Below are 14,590 nucleotides of genomic sequence, written 5' to 3'. Positions count from 1 at the left end.
GTGAAGCTCCCCGTTCTTCATGTCCGCGGCGTCGGACTGCCCGACGAGCAGCCGGTGGAGTGGTGGATCGACCGCGGCGTGCTGAGCGCGGAACCGGTCAGTGGCGCGGAGACGGTGTTTGACGGCGGGTGGATCCTGCCTGGGCTCGTCGACGCTCACTGCCACGTCGGTCTCGGCGACCACGGCCCGCTCGACAACCTCGACGACTGCATCACCCAGGCCGAGGTCGAACGCGACGTCGGCGCGCTGCTGCTGCGCGACGCCGGCTCTCCGATCGACACCCGCAGCCTCGCCGACCGCGACGATCTGCCGGAGATCATCCGCGCGGGCCGCCACCTGGCCAAACCCAAGCGCTATCAGCGCGGCTTCGCGATTGAGCTGGACGACGAATCCGCGCTGCCCGAGGCGGTGGCCGAGCAGGCGCGCTTCGGCGACGGGTGGGTCAAGCTCGTCGGCGACTGGATCGACCGCGAGGTCGGCGACCTGGCGCCGCTGTGGTCTGAGGACGTGCTCAAGGTCGCGATCGACGCCGCCCACGCCAACGGTGCCCGCGTGACGGCGCACGTCTTCAGCGAGGACGCGCTGCCGGGGCTGATCAAGGCGGGTATCGACTGCATCGAACACGGAACCGGCCTCACCGACGACACCATCGATCTGATGGTCGAGCACGGTACGGCGCTGGTGCCGACGCTGATCAACATCGCCAACTTCCCGGGCATCGCCGACGGCGCGTCGAAATACCCGGCGTATGCCAAGCACATGCGGGACCTGCACGAGAAGTGCTATCCGCGCATCGCCGCCGCTCGCGAGGCCGGCATCCCGATCTACGCGGGCACGGACGCGGGCAGCATGGTGGCGCACGGCCGGATCGCGGACGAGATCGAGGCGCTCACACACATCGGGATGGCCCCGACCGAGGCATTGGGCGCCGCCTGCTGGACTGCCCGCGAGTGGCTTGGCCGCCCGGCTATGGAGCACGATGCATCTGCCGATCTTGTCTGCTATTCCGACGATCCGCGTAACGGCCCGGGCGTCGTCAACCAGCCGGACCTGGTGATTCTGCGCGGACGCACCTTCCCCTGAGGGCGAGCGACCGCAAGATGCCGCGAAATGGCGGCGTGTCGTGTGCAAACACGGTCGCTCGCGCAATGTCTAAGGCTGGCTGAAACCCCAGTCGAACAGTTGGATCGCCTGCCCGTAGAGATCGCCGTTGCCGTACAACTGCGCGACCACAAGTCGCCGATTGCCGCGCTGCGCCGCGGCGGCGAAGGTGTCGCGGGCCAGGTTGGTGTAGCCGGTCTTGCCGACGAGCGTGCCCGGATAGCGCTCGAGCAACTTGTTCTGGTTGGTGATCGTCTTCGGCCCGTTGTCGGTCGGGAACAACGACGACGGCTGACGCACGATCGCGGCGAACACGGGATAGCGCAGCGCTTGGCGATAGATCACCGCGAGATCGCTCGCGGTGGTGAACGACTCCATGCCCGGACCGTCGAGCCCCGAGGGCGACGATGCACGCGTGCTGCGTGCCCCCAGCGCCTGCGCCTTGGCATTCATCTTGGCCACCGCGACCCGGTATCCGCCGAGACCGTCCGCCAGAACGTTGGCGGCGTCGTTGCCCGACACCAACATCAGGCCGTCGAGCAGTTGTCGCACCGCGTAGGCGCGTCCGGCTTTCACTCCGGCACAGGAGCATTCGACGTCGGCGGCTTCGGGCCTCGCGGCAATCACCGCGTTGAGCGGCAGTTGGTCGAGGACCACCATCGCCAGCAGCGCCTTGATGGTGCTGGCCGGGGCATGGGGTTCAAACGGATTGCGCGAAGCGAGGATTCGCCCCGAGTCGAGGTCGGCGAGCACCCACGCCTGTGCCGGTCCGTCCGGCAGTGCGACAGCGCCGGACGGTTCACCCCGCGGCTGGGCCGGGGCGGGCGGGGCGACGCCGATGGTCGCCGCCATTGCGCAAGACAGCGCGATGGCCAACGCGGCCAACATGCTTCGCATGGACGCCGAGCGTATCGACGCCGTTCGGAGTCCCGGTCTCGGATGCGTTGCGATTCAGCAACTCAGCGGGTGATCACAGCGCGCCGATTCCGACTCCCGGGCCCAGCGCAAAGCCCCAGTCGAACAGGCCCATGGCCTGGTCCCAATAGGTGGGCTGGCCGGGCTTGTCCATGCCGTACATCAACGCGACGACCAACCGGCGGCCGTCGCGCTGCGCCGCGCCGACGAAGGTCTTCTGGGCGCGGTCGGTGAATCCGGTCTTGCCGCCGAGCATGCCCGGATACCGCTTGAGCAGTTCGTCCTGGTTGACCAGCACCTTGTCGCCGGCCTCGGTGGGGAAGACCGCCGTCGGCTGTGCGGTGATCGACGCGAACACCGGGTTGGCCATCGCGGCGCGGAAGATGACCGCGAGATCGCGCGGCGACGACCACATGTCGATGCCGGGCCCGTCGAGACCCGAAGGCGATGCCGCGTGGGTACCGTTAGCGCCGAGCTGTGCGGCCTTGGCGTTCATCTTCGCCACGCCGACGTCGTAACCGCCGAGCATGGTCGCCAGGGTGTTGGCCGCGTCGTTGCCCGACACCAGCAGCAGCCCCTCGAGCAACTGGCGGGTTGTGTACACCATGCCGGGCGTGACGCCCGCGCAGTTGCACTCGACCTCGGTGTCGGCCTCGTTGGCGACCACGGTGGCGTCCAGCGGCAGCTCATCGAGCACCGTCAACGCCAGCAGCACCTTGATCGTGCTGGCCGGCGCGTACTGCGCGTATTCGTCACGCGCCGCCAGTACTGCGCCGGTATCCATATCGGCGAGCACCCAGGCGTGGGCCGGACCGTCGGGAACCGGAACCGAACCCGACGGTTGGCTGACGCCGACGGGAGCGGCGGCGGCGTTCGAGGTCCCCCAGAGCGTCACGCACAGCACGGTCATGACGCAGATCATCAGCTTGCGCATGGGCAGGCAGCCTAGTCGTGTTCAATCGACGCATGTTGAGCCTGGAAGAGATTTCGGCCCGCTTCGAGATCCAGCAATTGCTGATCGACTACTCGACCGCCATCGATGGGAAGCGATTCGACGACCTCGACCGGGTTTTCACGCCGGACGCCTACATCGACTACCGCGTCACCGGCGGCATCGACGGCCATTTTCCGGAGGTGAAGGCGTGGCTCAAGGACGTGCTGCCGAACTTCCCGGCGTACTACCACATGCTGGGCAACGTCGACATCCGCATCACGGGCGACACCGGGTCGTCCCGCGCGATCTGCTTCAACCCGATGGTGATGGGCGGCGTCACCCAAGACGAGCGCCAGATCTACTTCGTCGGGATCTGGTACGTCGACGAGTTCGTGCGCACGGCCGAGGGCTGGCGGATGAGCAAGCGGGTCGAGGAGAAATGCTTCGACAAGCTCCTCTGATCGCGCTGACGGGTTGATCGGCCCCCGGGAGCGTGGAATCAACCCTCAAGGGCCGCGGCTGACCGAGCGGATTTCTCCCGGTCGGGGCTGTTCTGGCACAATGGGCGGCTGTCTACCGCGGGATTACGACCCTGCGGCGGTCACACGCGCAAGGGCAAAACCGGGCCGGGGCACTCCGCCTCGATCGCTGAATTGCCAGCGTGGCAATCACAGGAGAAGACGCACAACCATGGCTGTAAAGATCAAGCTCACGCGGCTCGGCAAGATCCGCAACCCCCAGTACCGCATCGCCGTCGCCGACGCGCGCACCCGCCGCCAGGGCCGGGCCATCGAGGTCATCGGCCGGTACCACCCGAAGGAAGACCCGAGCCTCATCGAGATCGACTCGGAGCGGGCCCAGTACTGGCTCGGCGTTGGCGCCCAGCCGACCGAGCCCGTGCTCGCGCTGCTGAAGATCACCGGCGACTGGCAGAAGTTCAAGGGCCTGCCGGGTGCCGAGGGCACGCTGAAGGTCAAGGAGCCCAAGCCCAGCAAGCTGGAGCTGTTCAACGCCGCGCTCGCGGAGGCCGAGGGCGGTCCGAGCACCGAGGCCACGCAGCCCAAGAAGAAGAAGGCGCCCGCCAAAAAGGCCGCCGAGACCGAGGCGCAGGCCGATCCGGCGCCCACCAAGGACCAGTCCGAGCCCCCCGCTGAGGGCGAGGACGCCACGGTCTCCGGCGCCACTGAAAGCTGAGCCCGGCCGTGAGTTCTGTCGTCGTCGACGCGGTCGAACACCTGGTGCGCGGGATCGTCGACAACCCGGACGATGTCCGCGTCGACATGGTGACCAGCCGTCGTGGCCGCACCGTCGAGGTTCACGTCCATCCCGATGACCTGGGCAAGGTGATCGGGCGGGGTGGCCGCACCGCGACCGCGCTGCGCACGCTGGTCGCCGGCATCGGTGGCCGCGGTATCCGCGTGGACGTGGTGGACACCGACCAGTAGCTCCGCGCATGGACCTCGTTGTCGGGCGCGTCGTCAAAGCGCACGGCATCACCGGTGAAGTGGTGGTGGACGTGCGCACCGACGATCCCGACGCGCGGTTCGCGCCGGGGGTGTCGTTGCGCGGTCGCCCCGCCAAGGGTGGCGCCGAGCGCGGGTACACGATCACGTCGGTGCGCGAACACGGCGGCCGGTTGCTGATCCGGTTGGACGGCATCGAAGACCGCAACGCCGCCGACGCGTTGCGCGGCATCGTGTTCCTCGTCGACTCGCAGCAGCTTCCGCCGATCGAAGACCCCGACGAGTACTACGACCATCAACTCGAGGGGCTGCGGGTACGCACCACCGACGGCGTCGATGTCGGCACCGTCACCGAGGTGTTGCACACGGCGGCCGGGGAGTTGCTCGCGGTCCGCGGCGACGACCGCGAGGTGCTGGTGCCGTTCGTCAGCGCGATCGTGACGTCGGTGTCCTTGGCCGATCAGCTGGTCGAGATCGACCCGCCGGAAGGTCTGCTGGAGATCTGAGCCATGCGCATAGACGTCCTGACGATCTTCCCGGCATACCTCGAGCCGTTGCGACAGTCGTTGCCCGGCAAGGCCATCGAGTCCGGCATCGTCGAGCTGGCCGTTCACGATCTGCGGCGCTGGACGCACGATGTGCACCGCTCGGTCGACGACGCTCCCTACGGTGGGGGACCGGGCATGGTGATGAAGGCGCCGGTGTGGGGTGAGGCGCTCGACGAGATCTGTTCGGACGAAACGCTTCTCGTGGTGCCGACCCCCGCGGGGCGGCTGTTCCGCCAGGCCGACGCCGCGGCGTGGGCCGACGAGAAACACCTGGTGTTCGCTTGCGGACGCTACGAGGGAATCGACCAGCGAGTCGTCGAGGACGCTTCGCGCCGAATGCGCGTCGAGGAGGTGTCGATCGGTGACTACGTGCTGCCCGGCGGCGAGTCGGCCACACTGGTGATGATCGAGGCCGTCGTGCGGTTGTTGCCCGGTGTGCTCGGGAATCCCGCGTCGCACCAACAGGATTCGCATTCCGCGGGCATTCTCGAGAGCCCCAGCTACACCCGGCCGCCCAGCTGGCGGGGCCTCGACGTGCCCGAGATCCTGTTGTCCGGCGACCACGCCAGGATCGCCGCCTGGCGTCGCGAGCAGGGGCTCGAGCGCACCCGCGAGCGTCGCCCCGACCTGCTCGACTGACCGCGCGTCAGGTGACGACCTCTACGCCGCTAGATCCGGCCCCCGGGGAACATGGTCTTGACCGCCTGGGTGATCGTGTTGCGGGCGGTGGCGTCGTCGGCGGGTTGCATCGACGCGATCGCCATGACGAAGCGACGGTCCGCGCCGATCGCTCCGGTGGACCAGTGCACCCAGTTGCCGCCGTTCCAACAGCAGAACCACCCCTGCTTGACCGCCACCCGCTCGTCGTAGAGCCCTTCCGGAATGCCGAACCGCTGCGGGTACACGCCGCCGGGCACCGTGCCGTCGGGGGCCGTGGGTGTCGACGCCGCCAGGTTCGACAGGATGATGTCGGCCTTGTCCAGCGGTAGTCCGCCGCCGCCCGAGAGCATCTCCGAGTAGTACCGGACCAGGTCTTGTGTCGTGCTCAAGGTGTTGAACCAGCGGCCGTTGTACGGCGTCCTGGTCGCATCCAGACCGTATCTCGCGGTGACGCGCGAGACGATCTCGCTGCCACCGCTGCGGTTCCAGAAGACTTCGGCGGCGCTGTCGTCGGAGGAGCGCAACATCGCCTCGAACGCCTTGCGGTCCTCGGGCGTGAGTTCGGTCTTGTTCTGCGACTCCTGCAACAAAAGGTCGTCGGCGATGAACAGCTTGACCACCGACGCGATCGGCATCGCCTCGTTGTTGCCGTTGGACACCAGGTATCCGGTGTTGCGGTCGAGAACGGCGATCGAGAGGTCGGCGCCGGCCTCTGCGGCCTGCGTGGTGGCTTTCGCAGCGCGAGCGTCCAGGCCGCCGAAGGAGGCGGCGGGTTCGTCGGGCGGAGTCTCGGGCAGTGGGGCCATGTTGCCCTGCGGCGCGACGACGGTCAGCTGCGGACCCGCGGGGTGAGGTGGCGTGCCGTGCACCTTCGCCTCGCACCCGGCGGCGGTCAAGACCGCAACGGCGATCAGTGCGATCATCCTGACCAGCATCGACGGCCGCCGTCGCATGACCCTCCTCGAATGACTGGATCGGAAGTCGGGCCCCGCCGCATCGCTCAAGCCCCTGGTATCAAGCCTAATGGTTGGGTACCACCGCCGCCTGCTTAGCTAACCTTACGAAGGATCGGCGGGGCGAACCGGCACGATTTCGCCGGAGGGCCGCCATCTGGCACAATTGAGCAGTTGTCTGTGCAGGACCCGGGAACGGCCAGTTCCGCCCGCTGCGAGATACACCCCGATTCGCCCGATCAGTTCGGCTCGGCAGGCTTATGTCCAAGCGCCCGCAGCCGCCAACCGCAAGGAAGTGTCACCGATGAACACGCTGGACTTCGTCGATCAGACATCGCTGCGCGACGACATCCCGGACTTCGGTCCCGGCGACACCGTCAACGTGCACGTCAAGGTCATCGAGGGCTCCAAGGAGCGCATCCAGGTCTTCAAGGGTGTGGTCCTGCGCCGCCAGGGCGGCGGTGTCCGCGAGACCTTCACGGTGCGCAAGGAAAGCTACGGCGTCGGCGTCGAGCGGACCTTCCCGGTGCATTCGCCCAACATCGATCACATCGACGTCGTGACGCGCGGTGACGTGCGCCGCGCCAAGCTTTACTACCTGCGCGAGCTTCGCGGCAAAAAGGCGAAGATCAAGGAGAAGCGCTGACCTCCGGGTCGGCCGTCGGCGCCGGGACCTGATCCTTGGAGCGCGAGCAGCGCGAGGTTGAGCACGGCGCTGGCTACTCTGATGCGGTGACCGGTTCCGCAGAGTCCGACGAGGCATCGACCGAGCGCCCGCCCGAAGACACTTCGCCGGACGACGCGGCGGAGAAGCCCAAGAAAAAGGGCGGCGCGCTACGGGAATTCGCGATCCTGATCTCGATCGCATTGATTCTGTACTACGTCATGCTGACGTTCGTCGCCCGGCCCTACCTGATTCCGTCCGAGTCGATGGAACCGACGCTGCACGGCTGCCCCGGCTGCACCGGTGACCGGATCATGGTGGACAAACTGTCCTACCGGTTCGCCTCCCCGCAACCCGGCGACGTCGTCGTGTTCAAGGGCCCGCCCAACTGGAACATCAACTACCGGTCGATCCGCTCGGACAACACCGCGATCCGGTGGGTCCAGAATGCGCTTTCGGTCGTGGGGTTCGTCCCGCCCGATGAGAACGATCTCGTCAAGCGAATCGTCGCCGTCGGTGGCCAGACCGTCGAATGTCGAGCGGCGACCGGATTGACCGTGGACGGAAAGCGGCTCGACGAACCGTATCTGGACCCCAACACCATGCGCGCCGACCCCGCGGTTTACCCCTGCCTGGGCAACGAGTTCGGGCCCGTGACGGTGCCCGAAGGGCGGCTGTGGGTGATGGGGGACAATCGCACCCACTCCGCGGACTCCCGCGCGCACTGCACCAATACCCCTGCCGACGCCCAGAAGGGTCTGCTGTGCACGGGTGACCCGATGGCCGGCACCGTCCCGGTGGACAATGTCATCGGTAAGGCGCGGTTCATCGCATGGCCTCCCTCCCGTTGGGGTGGCGTGAGCAGCGTGAACCCGCAAACATAACCGCCACGACGCACCAGGACGCAAGAGGAGAGGGTGTTCTTGCCGGCGACATGGCCACCGCGCACTGTGATCCGGAAATCCTCGGGGCTGCGCACGTTGGAGTCTGCGCTGTATCGCAGCGGCCTCGGACCGGTCGCCGGCGTCGACGAGGTCGGGCGGGGTGCGTGCGCGGGACCTCTCGTCGTCGCCGCCTGCGTCCTCGGCCCGAACCGGCTGGAGAGCCTCTCGGCCCTCGACGACTCGAAGAAGCTGAACGAAAAGGAGCGCGAGCGCCTCTTCCCGCTGATCCGGCGCTACGCGCTGGCCTATCACGTGGTGTTCATCCCCTCGGTGGAGGTGGACCGCCGCGGCGTGCACGTGGCCAACATCGAAGGCATGCGCCGGGCGGTGGCCGGCCTTCCGGTACGCCCCGGCTACGTACTCTCCGACGGCTTCCGCGTGCCCGGGCTGGCGGTACCGTCGCTTCCGGTGGTGGGAGGTGACGCGGCGGCGGCGTGTATCGCCGCGGCCAGCGTGCTGGCCAAGGTCAGCCGCGACCGGTTGATGGTGAAGATGGAGGCCGAACATCCCGGCTATGGTTTCGCGGATCACAAGGGCTACAGCACCCCGGCGCACAGCGCCGCGCTGGCCGAGCTGGGGCCCTGTAGTCAGCACCGGTACTCGTTCATCAACGTCCGCCGGGTGGCCACGGCCGGAGGGATCAAGGTGGTGACCGAACTGGTCGACGCCGACCAGGTGGGTCCACCGCATCAACGCGACGAAGCGGGGTAGGGGACAATGGGAGCCAACAAGGGGGGCAGCGACCAACATGAAGGACAGCTGAGCCGATGAGTGCCGAAGATCTCGAGAAGTACGAAACCGAGATGGAGCTCTCGCTTTACCGCGAATACAAGGACATCGTCGGCCAGTTCAGTTACGTGGTGGAAACCGAGCGCAGGTTCTACCTCGCCAACAGCGTTGAACTCGTGCCGCGCAACTCCGATGGAGAGGTCTATTTCGAGCTGCGTCTGGCCGACGCCTGGGTCTGGGACATGTACCGGCCCGCCCGCTTCGTCAAGCAGGTGCGAGTGATCACCTTCAAAGACGTCAATATCGAAGAGGTCGAAAAGCCCGAATTACGGCTTCCGGAATAGTCGCGGCAGCGTCGGTTGACGCCGCCGACAGTTAATGTTCACGACGGATGGCGGACCGATGTGGTTGCCGCAGGGCCTTTTTGAGACCGTCCGTCTCTATTCTCATAAAGATTGCCATTCAAGCCCTCGGGGATCGGCGACACGGCATCATTGAGACTCGCCGAAGACGCCCATGTTTGAATCGGACGCCTTACGGTTGCGCTGGGCGATGCCCATGTTGGGCCTAATCATTGTTCCATTTTGCCTGCTTGGCGACGACGCTGACACGCTGGCCACCTACGTCGCGAAGGCGAGACAGATAACAGGTATCTGTCCCATTTTTACCGGTTGAACAGCTTGGAACTGTGTGACATGCTTGCGCAGCAAACGCCTTTCCTGTCTCTGTCCGCACGAAAGAGTATCCGCGACCTCGAATTTCCAGTAGCTAACCGGGAGCGATTGACCCAAAGATATGTTCCGGCGTAAAGTCCTGCACCGTCCTCGATCGCATGCTGGGGGGAACACAGGCTTGTCATACCGACCAATCGGGTGCGGTGCGGGACATCTCGAGTACGTGGACGGAGACGCTCGGTGAAGCGCGCGGTACTTCGGCCCCTCGTCGGCTTGGTGTCGATCGTCGCGATCGTCGCGGTCTTCGTCGTGGCGGCGAGCCTGTTTCGGGGCGACTTCTCCGATACCGTTCCGGTAACGGTCATTTCGCAGCGCGCCGGTCTCGTGATGAACCCCGATGCGAAGGTACAGGTCCGAGGTGTTCAGGTCGGACGGGTCGCATCGATCGAAGATCTTCCCAGCGGTGAGGCGGCACTGCATCTCGCGATGGATCCCTCTCGCCTCGACGCGATTCCGGCCAACGCGCTGGTCGACATCGCCTCGCCGACCGTCTTCGGCGCCAAGCAAGTGCAATTCGTCTTCCCCGACGACCCGTCACCGCAATCGCTGCGCGCCGGTCAGGTGATTGAGGCCCAACACGTGATGGTCGAGGTCAACACCGTCTTCGAACAGCTGACCTCGGTGCTGTCGACGATCGAACCGGCGAAACTGAATGCCACGCTCGGTGCCATCGCGCAGGCGGTGTCCGGCCGGGGCAACAAGTTCGGGAAGATGCTCTCCGATCTGGACTCCTATCTCGCGACGCTCGAACCAAGCCTGCCCGCGCTGAACCGCGACCTGGAACTCGCTCCGGGCGTGCTGCGCTCATACGCCGATGCGGCGGGGGATTTCGTCTCGATCGCCGACAACGCGGCGACCATCAGCGACTCCATCGTCGACAAACAAAACGATCTGGACGCGGCACTGGTCAGCGTCACCGGATTGGCCGACGTCGGCAACGAGGTGATCGGGCAGAACAGCCAGTCGCTCGCGGAGGTCGTGCGGCTGCTGGTGCCGACCACCGCGTTGACCAACGAGTACAACCAGGCGCTGTGGTGTGCGCTGGCGGGCATGATCGAGTTGTCACACCGGCCACCGTTCAAATCGCCGGGCGTCGAGGTCCTGGCCGGTTTCCTGTGGGCCCAGGAGCGGTACCGCTATCCCGATGATCTGCCCAAGGCCGGCGCCGAGGGCGGTCCGCAGTGCACCGGGACGCCGAACATGCCGTTCGAGGGTGTGCCACCGTACGTCGTGGCCGACACCGGGACCAACCCGTGGCGACGCACCTACCCGGGCATCGTCCTCAACTCCGACCTGATCAAGCAGATCATGTTCCCCGACACCGAAACCGCTGGGCCGCCCCGAAATACGGCACAGATCGGAATGCCCGGATGAGGCGTTCGCTGCGGCCGACTCTGGTCAAGTTCGGGCTCTTCGCCCTGGTGATGGCGATGCTGACCGCATCGCTGTTCTTCATCTTCGGCCAGTACCAAACAGGCAGCACGAAGGACTACACCGCGGTGTTCGCCGATGCCTCCCGGCTGAAGGCCGGGCAGTCCGTGCGGGTGGCAGGGATGCGGGTCGGCACGGTCAACAGCGTCAAACTGCAGCCCGACAAAACGGTCTTGGTTAAATTCGACGCCGATCCGAACGTGCGCATGACAACGGGCACGCGGGCAGCGGTGCGCTATCTCAACCTCGTCGGCGACCGGTACCTCGAACTGATCGAGGGCCCCGACGGAACGTCGATGTCACCCGGGTCTCAGATCCCGTTGGAGCAGACCCAGGGCGCGCTCGACCTCGATCTGCTTCTCGGCGGCCTCAAACCCGTTATCCGGGGACTCAATCCGGAGGATGTGAACGCGCTGTCGGCATCGTTGATCCAGATCTTCCAAGGACAGGGCGGCACCTTGCAGTCGCTGCTGAACAACACTTCCGGCTTCACCGCGGCTCTCGCCGAGCACAACCAGACGATTCAGGCGCTGATCGAAAACCTGCACACCCTGCTCGCCACCCTGAATCGCGAGGGGGACAAGTTCTCGGGCACGGTCGACCGCTTGGAGAAGCTCGTCACGGAGCTTGCGGCGGAACGCGACCCGATCGGCACAGCGATCGAATCGCTGAACAACGGATCGGCCTCGGTGGCCGATCTCCTCAGCGAGGCGCGCGCACCGCTGGCGGGCACCGTCGATCAGCTCGCCCGGTTGGCGCCCAACCTCGACTTCCAGAAGGACCGACTCGACACTTCGCTGCAGAAGGCGCCGGAGAACTATCGCAAGCTGGTCCGCACCGGGGCGTACGGCAGCTTCTTCAATTACTACATTTGCGAACTCAAGTGGCGGGTGACCGACCTGCAGGGCCGCACCGCCGTCTTCCCCTGGCTGAAACAGGAAAACGGGAGGTGTGCCGAACCCTGATGCTGAAATACCGTGGAAGACAACTGATCCGCGCCGGTTTCCTCGGCGTGGTACTGATCGTCCTCGTCATCGCGGTCGGGCTCGCTCCGGAACGGCTGGTGTCCTGGGCGACGGCGGTGCGGTATCAGGCGTTGTTCAGCGACGCGGGCGGGCTGGCGCCGGGCAACGACGTGGTGATCTCGGGTATCAAGGTGGGCACCGTCTCCGACGTCGCCCTGCAGGGACGCAACGCGTCGGTGACGCTGGTGGTCGATGGTTCGGTGTCGTTGGGATCGGCCACGACCGCACACATCCGCACCGGAACGCTGCTGGGCGAGCGCGTCGTGACCCTGGAGTCCAAGGGCGAGGGATCGCTACACCCGATGGATGTGATTCCCGTGTCGCGCACCGGGTCCCCGTACTCGCTGACCGAGGCGGTCAGCGAGCTGACGAGCAACACCGCGGGCACCGACACCGCGTCGCTGAACCAGTCGTTGGACACGTTGTCGGCGACCCTGGACCAGGTGGCGCCGCAGCTGGGGCCCGCGTTCGACGGGCTGACCCGGCTGTCGAAGGCGATCAACGACCGCGACGAAACGCTGGGGGACCTGCTCGAAAACGGTGCCGACGTCACCGAGATCCTGTCGGACCGCAGCCAGAAGGTGAACACGCTGATCCTCAATGCCAACGACTTGGTATCGGTGCTGTCGGCACGTCGCTACGCCATCGTCGAACTGCTCGCCCACACATCGGCGTTGTCGCAACAGCTTTCCGGTCTCATAGCCGACAACGAGGAGGAGCTCGCTCCCACGCTGGAGAAGCTGAACGGGGTCACCGCGATCCTGGAGAAGAATCGCGACAATATCGCCAAGGCGCTTCCGGGGCTGGCGAAGTTCCAGATCACATTGGGCGAGACGATTGGGAACGGGCCGTACTACCAGGCCTACATACCCAATATCTTCTTCGCCCAGATCTTCCAACCGTTCTTTGACTACGCGTTCGGGTTCCGGCGCGGGGTCAACGCCGGCCAGCCGCCCGACAACGCCGGGCCGCGCGCCGAGCTTCCGTTCCCGTACAACGGAATTCCGATGCCCAATGAGCAGTGGGGGCCGGGGCGATGAACAACATCTGGGTCAAGCGCGCACTCGCGGTCGCATTGGTCGTGGCGCTCGTCGGCGGGCTCGTGGTTCTGATCCGGCAGACCGTGTTCCGACCCACGACGATCACCGCCCACTTCACCACTGCCACCGCGATCTATCCCGGCGACGAGGTTCGCATCGCCGGCGTCAAGGTCGGCTCGATCGAATCGATCAAACCGGTCGGCACCCAGGCGGAGATGAGGTTGGCCGTTGACCACGGCATCAAGATTCCAGCCGACGCGAAGGCGGTGATCGTCGCCCAGAACCTGGTGTCTGCGCGGTACGTGCAGCTGACACCCGCTTATGAGTCCGGGCCGGTGATGCAAGACGGGGCGGTCATCCCGTTGGAGCGCACAGCCGTTCCCGTCGAGTGGAACGAAGTCAAAGAACAGCTGATGCGGCTGGCGACCGACCTCGGGCCCGCAGCGGGGATGTCGACCGGGTCGGTCGGGCGGTTCATCGACAGCGCGGCCAACGCGCTTGACGGCAACGGCGACAAACTGCGTCAAACGCTGGCGCAGCTGTCCGGCGTCGGTCGCATCCTCGCCGAAGGCAGCGGCAACATCGTTGACACCATCAACCACCTGCAGACGTTCGTCACCGCGCTGCGGGACAGCAACGAGCAGATCGTGCAGTTCCAGGACAGGTTCGCGACGTTGGCGAGTGTGGTGAACGACAGCCGCACCGATCTCGACGCCGCGCTGAAGAATCTGTCGGATGTCGTTGGGGAGACGACGCGGTTCATCCGGGGCACTCGCAATCAGACCGCCGAGCAGATCCAACGACTGGCCAACGTCACGCAGAACCTCGTCGACAACCGCATGGCGTTGGAGAACGTCCTGCACATCGCGCCGCACTCGATCGCCAACGCCGTCAACATGTTCGACCCGCGCACGGGCGCCGCCAGCGGCGTGTTCGTGCTCAACAACTTGTCGAATCCCGTATGGGCCTTCTGCGGCATGATCGGCGCCCTGCAGAACGTGACGTCGCCGACCACCGGCAAGCTGTGCGCGCAGTACCTCGGGCCCGGGCTGCGCACCGCGAGCATCAACAATGTTCCGTTTCCGTTCAGCCTCTTCCTCACGTCGAATCCGCCGTCGTACATGCTGCGGTATTCCGAACCGGAGCTGATGCCCGGTGCGGGTGGACCGCCCGACGATCAGCCCGAGCCGCCGCCCGCGGTGTCGGCCTACACGGGAATCGGAGACGTACCGCCGCCCCCCGGCTGGGGCGCGCCGCCGGCGCCGCCGGGCATGCCGCCCGCACCACTCGCGGCGCCCGCATCAGTCGCGGCACCGGCAGCACCGGGTCCGCCGACACTGCGGGACATGCTGCTACCCGCCGAGCAGCCCAACCCGCCGGCGCCGCCGGCGCCCCCGATCCCGCATGGCGGAGGACCCTCATGATCGGCCGCCGACTCGTCGCGACCGG

General features: G+C 66.2%; 17 protein-coding genes. 14 read left to right on the top strand and 3 right to left on the bottom strand.

Features of this window, described 5'->3' with window-relative positions; all coding sequences use genetic code 11:
* Positions 1-1,083: an amidohydrolase family protein gene (locus A5650_RS16495; protein WP_067293609.1), complete on the top strand. Its 1,083-nt coding sequence runs from the start codon at positions 1-3 to the stop codon at positions 1,081-1,083.
* A gap of 69 nt (positions 1,084-1,152) precedes the next feature.
* On the opposite strand, the gene A5650_RS16490 is transcribed toward A5650_RS16495, so the two are convergent.
* Together A5650_RS16490 and A5650_RS16485 are read right to left on the bottom strand one after the other, a co-directional pair.
* The gene (locus tag A5650_RS16490; protein WP_067293607.1) at positions 1,153-1,998 is read right to left on the bottom strand and encodes a D-alanyl-D-alanine carboxypeptidase family protein; all 846 of its coding nucleotides are present in this window, start codon (positions 1,996-1,998) and stop codon (positions 1,153-1,155) included.
* A 73-nt stretch (positions 1,999-2,071) separates the two neighbouring features.
* A complete protein-coding gene (locus A5650_RS16485; protein WP_067293604.1) occupies positions 2,072-2,950 on the bottom strand; it encodes a D-alanyl-D-alanine carboxypeptidase family protein in 879 nt (292 codons plus the stop codon).
* A gap of 32 nt (positions 2,951-2,982) precedes the next feature.
* Between A5650_RS16485 and A5650_RS16480 the strand changes: the two genes are divergently transcribed.
* The 5 genes from A5650_RS16480 (at position 2,983) to trmD (ending at position 5,600) form a co-directional block, all read left to right on the top strand.
* Complete coding sequence (locus A5650_RS16480; RefSeq protein ID WP_067293600.1) at positions 2,983-3,411, top strand: nuclear transport factor 2 family protein; 429 nt, start codon at positions 2,983-2,985, stop codon at positions 3,409-3,411.
* Between the two features lie 229 nt (positions 3,412-3,640).
* On the top strand, positions 3,641-4,144 hold the full coding sequence (rpsP, locus tag A5650_RS16475; protein WP_067293596.1) for a 30S ribosomal protein S16: 504 nt from the start codon (positions 3,641-3,643) through the stop codon (positions 4,142-4,144).
* A gap of 8 nt (positions 4,145-4,152) precedes the next feature.
* Positions 4,153-4,395 carry an RNA-binding protein gene (locus tag A5650_RS16470; RefSeq protein WP_003881089.1) on the top strand — a complete coding sequence of 81 codons (243 nt, stop codon included), beginning with the start codon at positions 4,153-4,155 and terminating at the stop codon, positions 4,393-4,395.
* Positions 4,396-4,403: 8 nt separating this feature from the next.
* The gene (rimM, locus tag A5650_RS26860) at positions 4,404-4,919 is read left to right on the top strand and encodes a ribosome maturation factor RimM (protein ID WP_067293591.1); all 516 of its coding nucleotides are present in this window, start codon (positions 4,404-4,406) and stop codon (positions 4,917-4,919) included.
* 3 nt (positions 4,920-4,922) lie between these two features.
* Positions 4,923-5,600 (top strand): tRNA (guanosine(37)-N1)-methyltransferase TrmD, encoded by a 678-nt coding sequence (trmD, locus tag A5650_RS26855; protein ID WP_067293586.1) that lies wholly within the window; start codon positions 4,923-4,925, stop codon positions 5,598-5,600.
* Between the two features lie 29 nt (positions 5,601-5,629).
* Here trmD and A5650_RS16455 read toward each other — a convergent pair whose 3' ends face one another.
* Complete coding sequence (locus A5650_RS16455) at positions 5,630-6,574, bottom strand: serine hydrolase (RefSeq protein WP_067293581.1); 945 nt, start codon at positions 6,572-6,574, stop codon at positions 5,630-5,632.
* 304 nt (positions 6,575-6,878) lie between these two features.
* On the opposite strand from A5650_RS16455, the gene rplS reads away from it, so the two are divergent.
* From rplS to A5650_RS16415, 8 genes are all read left to right on the top strand, one after another.
* Positions 6,879-7,220: a 50S ribosomal protein L19 gene (gene rplS / locus A5650_RS16450; protein ID WP_064351209.1), complete on the top strand. Its 342-nt coding sequence runs from the start codon at positions 6,879-6,881 to the stop codon at positions 7,218-7,220.
* Between the two features lie 86 nt (positions 7,221-7,306).
* On the top strand, positions 7,307-8,122 hold the full coding sequence (gene lepB, locus A5650_RS16445; protein ID WP_067293937.1) for a signal peptidase I: 816 nt from the start codon (positions 7,307-7,309) through the stop codon (positions 8,120-8,122).
* A gap of 39 nt (positions 8,123-8,161) precedes the next feature.
* The gene (locus A5650_RS16440; protein WP_067293931.1) at positions 8,162-8,893 is read left to right on the top strand and encodes a ribonuclease HII; all 732 of its coding nucleotides are present in this window, start codon (positions 8,162-8,164) and stop codon (positions 8,891-8,893) included.
* Between the two features lie 56 nt (positions 8,894-8,949).
* Complete coding sequence (locus A5650_RS16435) at positions 8,950-9,255, top strand: DUF2469 domain-containing protein (protein ID WP_064398671.1); 306 nt, start codon at positions 8,950-8,952, stop codon at positions 9,253-9,255.
* Between the two features lie 570 nt (positions 9,256-9,825).
* A complete protein-coding gene (locus A5650_RS16430) occupies positions 9,826-11,019 on the top strand; it encodes an MCE family protein (RefSeq protein WP_067293578.1) in 1,194 nt (397 codons plus the stop codon).
* Entirely contained in the window at positions 11,016-12,041 is a 1,026-nt protein-coding gene (locus tag A5650_RS16425) for an MCE family protein (RefSeq protein WP_067293575.1), read from the top strand. Before A5650_RS16430 ends, A5650_RS16425 begins: the two co-directional genes overlap by 4 nt.
* Positions 12,041-13,141 carry an MCE family protein gene (locus A5650_RS16420; protein ID WP_067293572.1) on the top strand — a complete coding sequence of 367 codons (1,101 nt, stop codon included), beginning with the start codon at positions 12,041-12,043 and terminating at the stop codon, positions 13,139-13,141. The genes A5650_RS16425 and A5650_RS16420 overlap by 1 nt, the downstream gene beginning before the upstream one ends.
* Entirely contained in the window at positions 13,138-14,565 is a 1,428-nt protein-coding gene (locus A5650_RS16415) for an MCE family protein (protein ID WP_067293928.1), read from the top strand. Before A5650_RS16420 ends, A5650_RS16415 begins: the two co-directional genes overlap by 4 nt.
* Positions 14,566-14,590 lie beyond the last annotated feature (25 nt).

Origin of the sequence: Mycobacterium sp. 1164985.4 (assembly GCF_001668575.1) — a bacterium.
Classification (GTDB): Bacteria; Actinomycetota; Actinomycetes; order Mycobacteriales; family Mycobacteriaceae; genus Mycobacterium.
Note: the sequence above shows the minus strand (reverse complement) of the source record. Positions and strands in the feature narration are given on the sequence as shown.

What these genes read in the sequence shown, in the direction of transcription:
- rimM (WP_067293591.1), top strand. Translation starts at nt 4,404, where the DNA reads ATGGACCTCGTTGTCGGGCGCGTCGTCAAAGCGCACGGCATCACCGGT.
- A5650_RS16480 (WP_067293600.1), top strand. Translation starts at nt 2,983, where the DNA reads ATGTTGAGCCTGGAAGAGATTTCGGCCCGCTTCGAGATCCAGCAATTG.
- trmD (WP_067293586.1), top strand. Translation starts at nt 4,923, where the DNA reads ATGCGCATAGACGTCCTGACGATCTTCCCGGCATACCTCGAGCCGTTG.
- A5650_RS16435 (WP_064398671.1), top strand. Translation starts at nt 8,950, where the DNA reads ATGAGTGCCGAAGATCTCGAGAAGTACGAAACCGAGATGGAGCTCTCG.
- rpsP (WP_067293596.1), top strand. Translation starts at nt 3,641, where the DNA reads ATGGCTGTAAAGATCAAGCTCACGCGGCTCGGCAAGATCCGCAACCCC.
- A5650_RS16485 (WP_067293604.1), bottom strand. Translation starts at nt 2,950, where the DNA reads ATGCGCAAGCTGATGATCTGCGTCATGACCGTGCTGTGCGTGACGCTC.
- A5650_RS16490 (WP_067293607.1), bottom strand. Translation starts at nt 1,998, where the DNA reads ATGCGAAGCATGTTGGCCGCGTTGGCCATCGCGCTGTCTTGCGCAATG.
- A5650_RS16415 (WP_067293928.1), top strand. Translation starts at nt 13,138, where the DNA reads ATGAACAACATCTGGGTCAAGCGCGCACTCGCGGTCGCATTGGTCGTG.
- A5650_RS16455 (WP_067293581.1), bottom strand. Translation starts at nt 6,574, where the DNA reads ATGCGACGGCGGCCGTCGATGCTGGTCAGGATGATCGCACTGATCGCC.
- A5650_RS16420 (WP_067293572.1), top strand. Translation starts at nt 12,041, where the DNA reads ATGCTGAAATACCGTGGAAGACAACTGATCCGCGCCGGTTTCCTCGGC.
- A5650_RS16425 (WP_067293575.1), top strand. Translation starts at nt 11,016, where the DNA reads ATGAGGCGTTCGCTGCGGCCGACTCTGGTCAAGTTCGGGCTCTTCGCC.
- rplS (WP_064351209.1), top strand. Translation starts at nt 6,879, where the DNA reads ATGAACACGCTGGACTTCGTCGATCAGACATCGCTGCGCGACGACATC.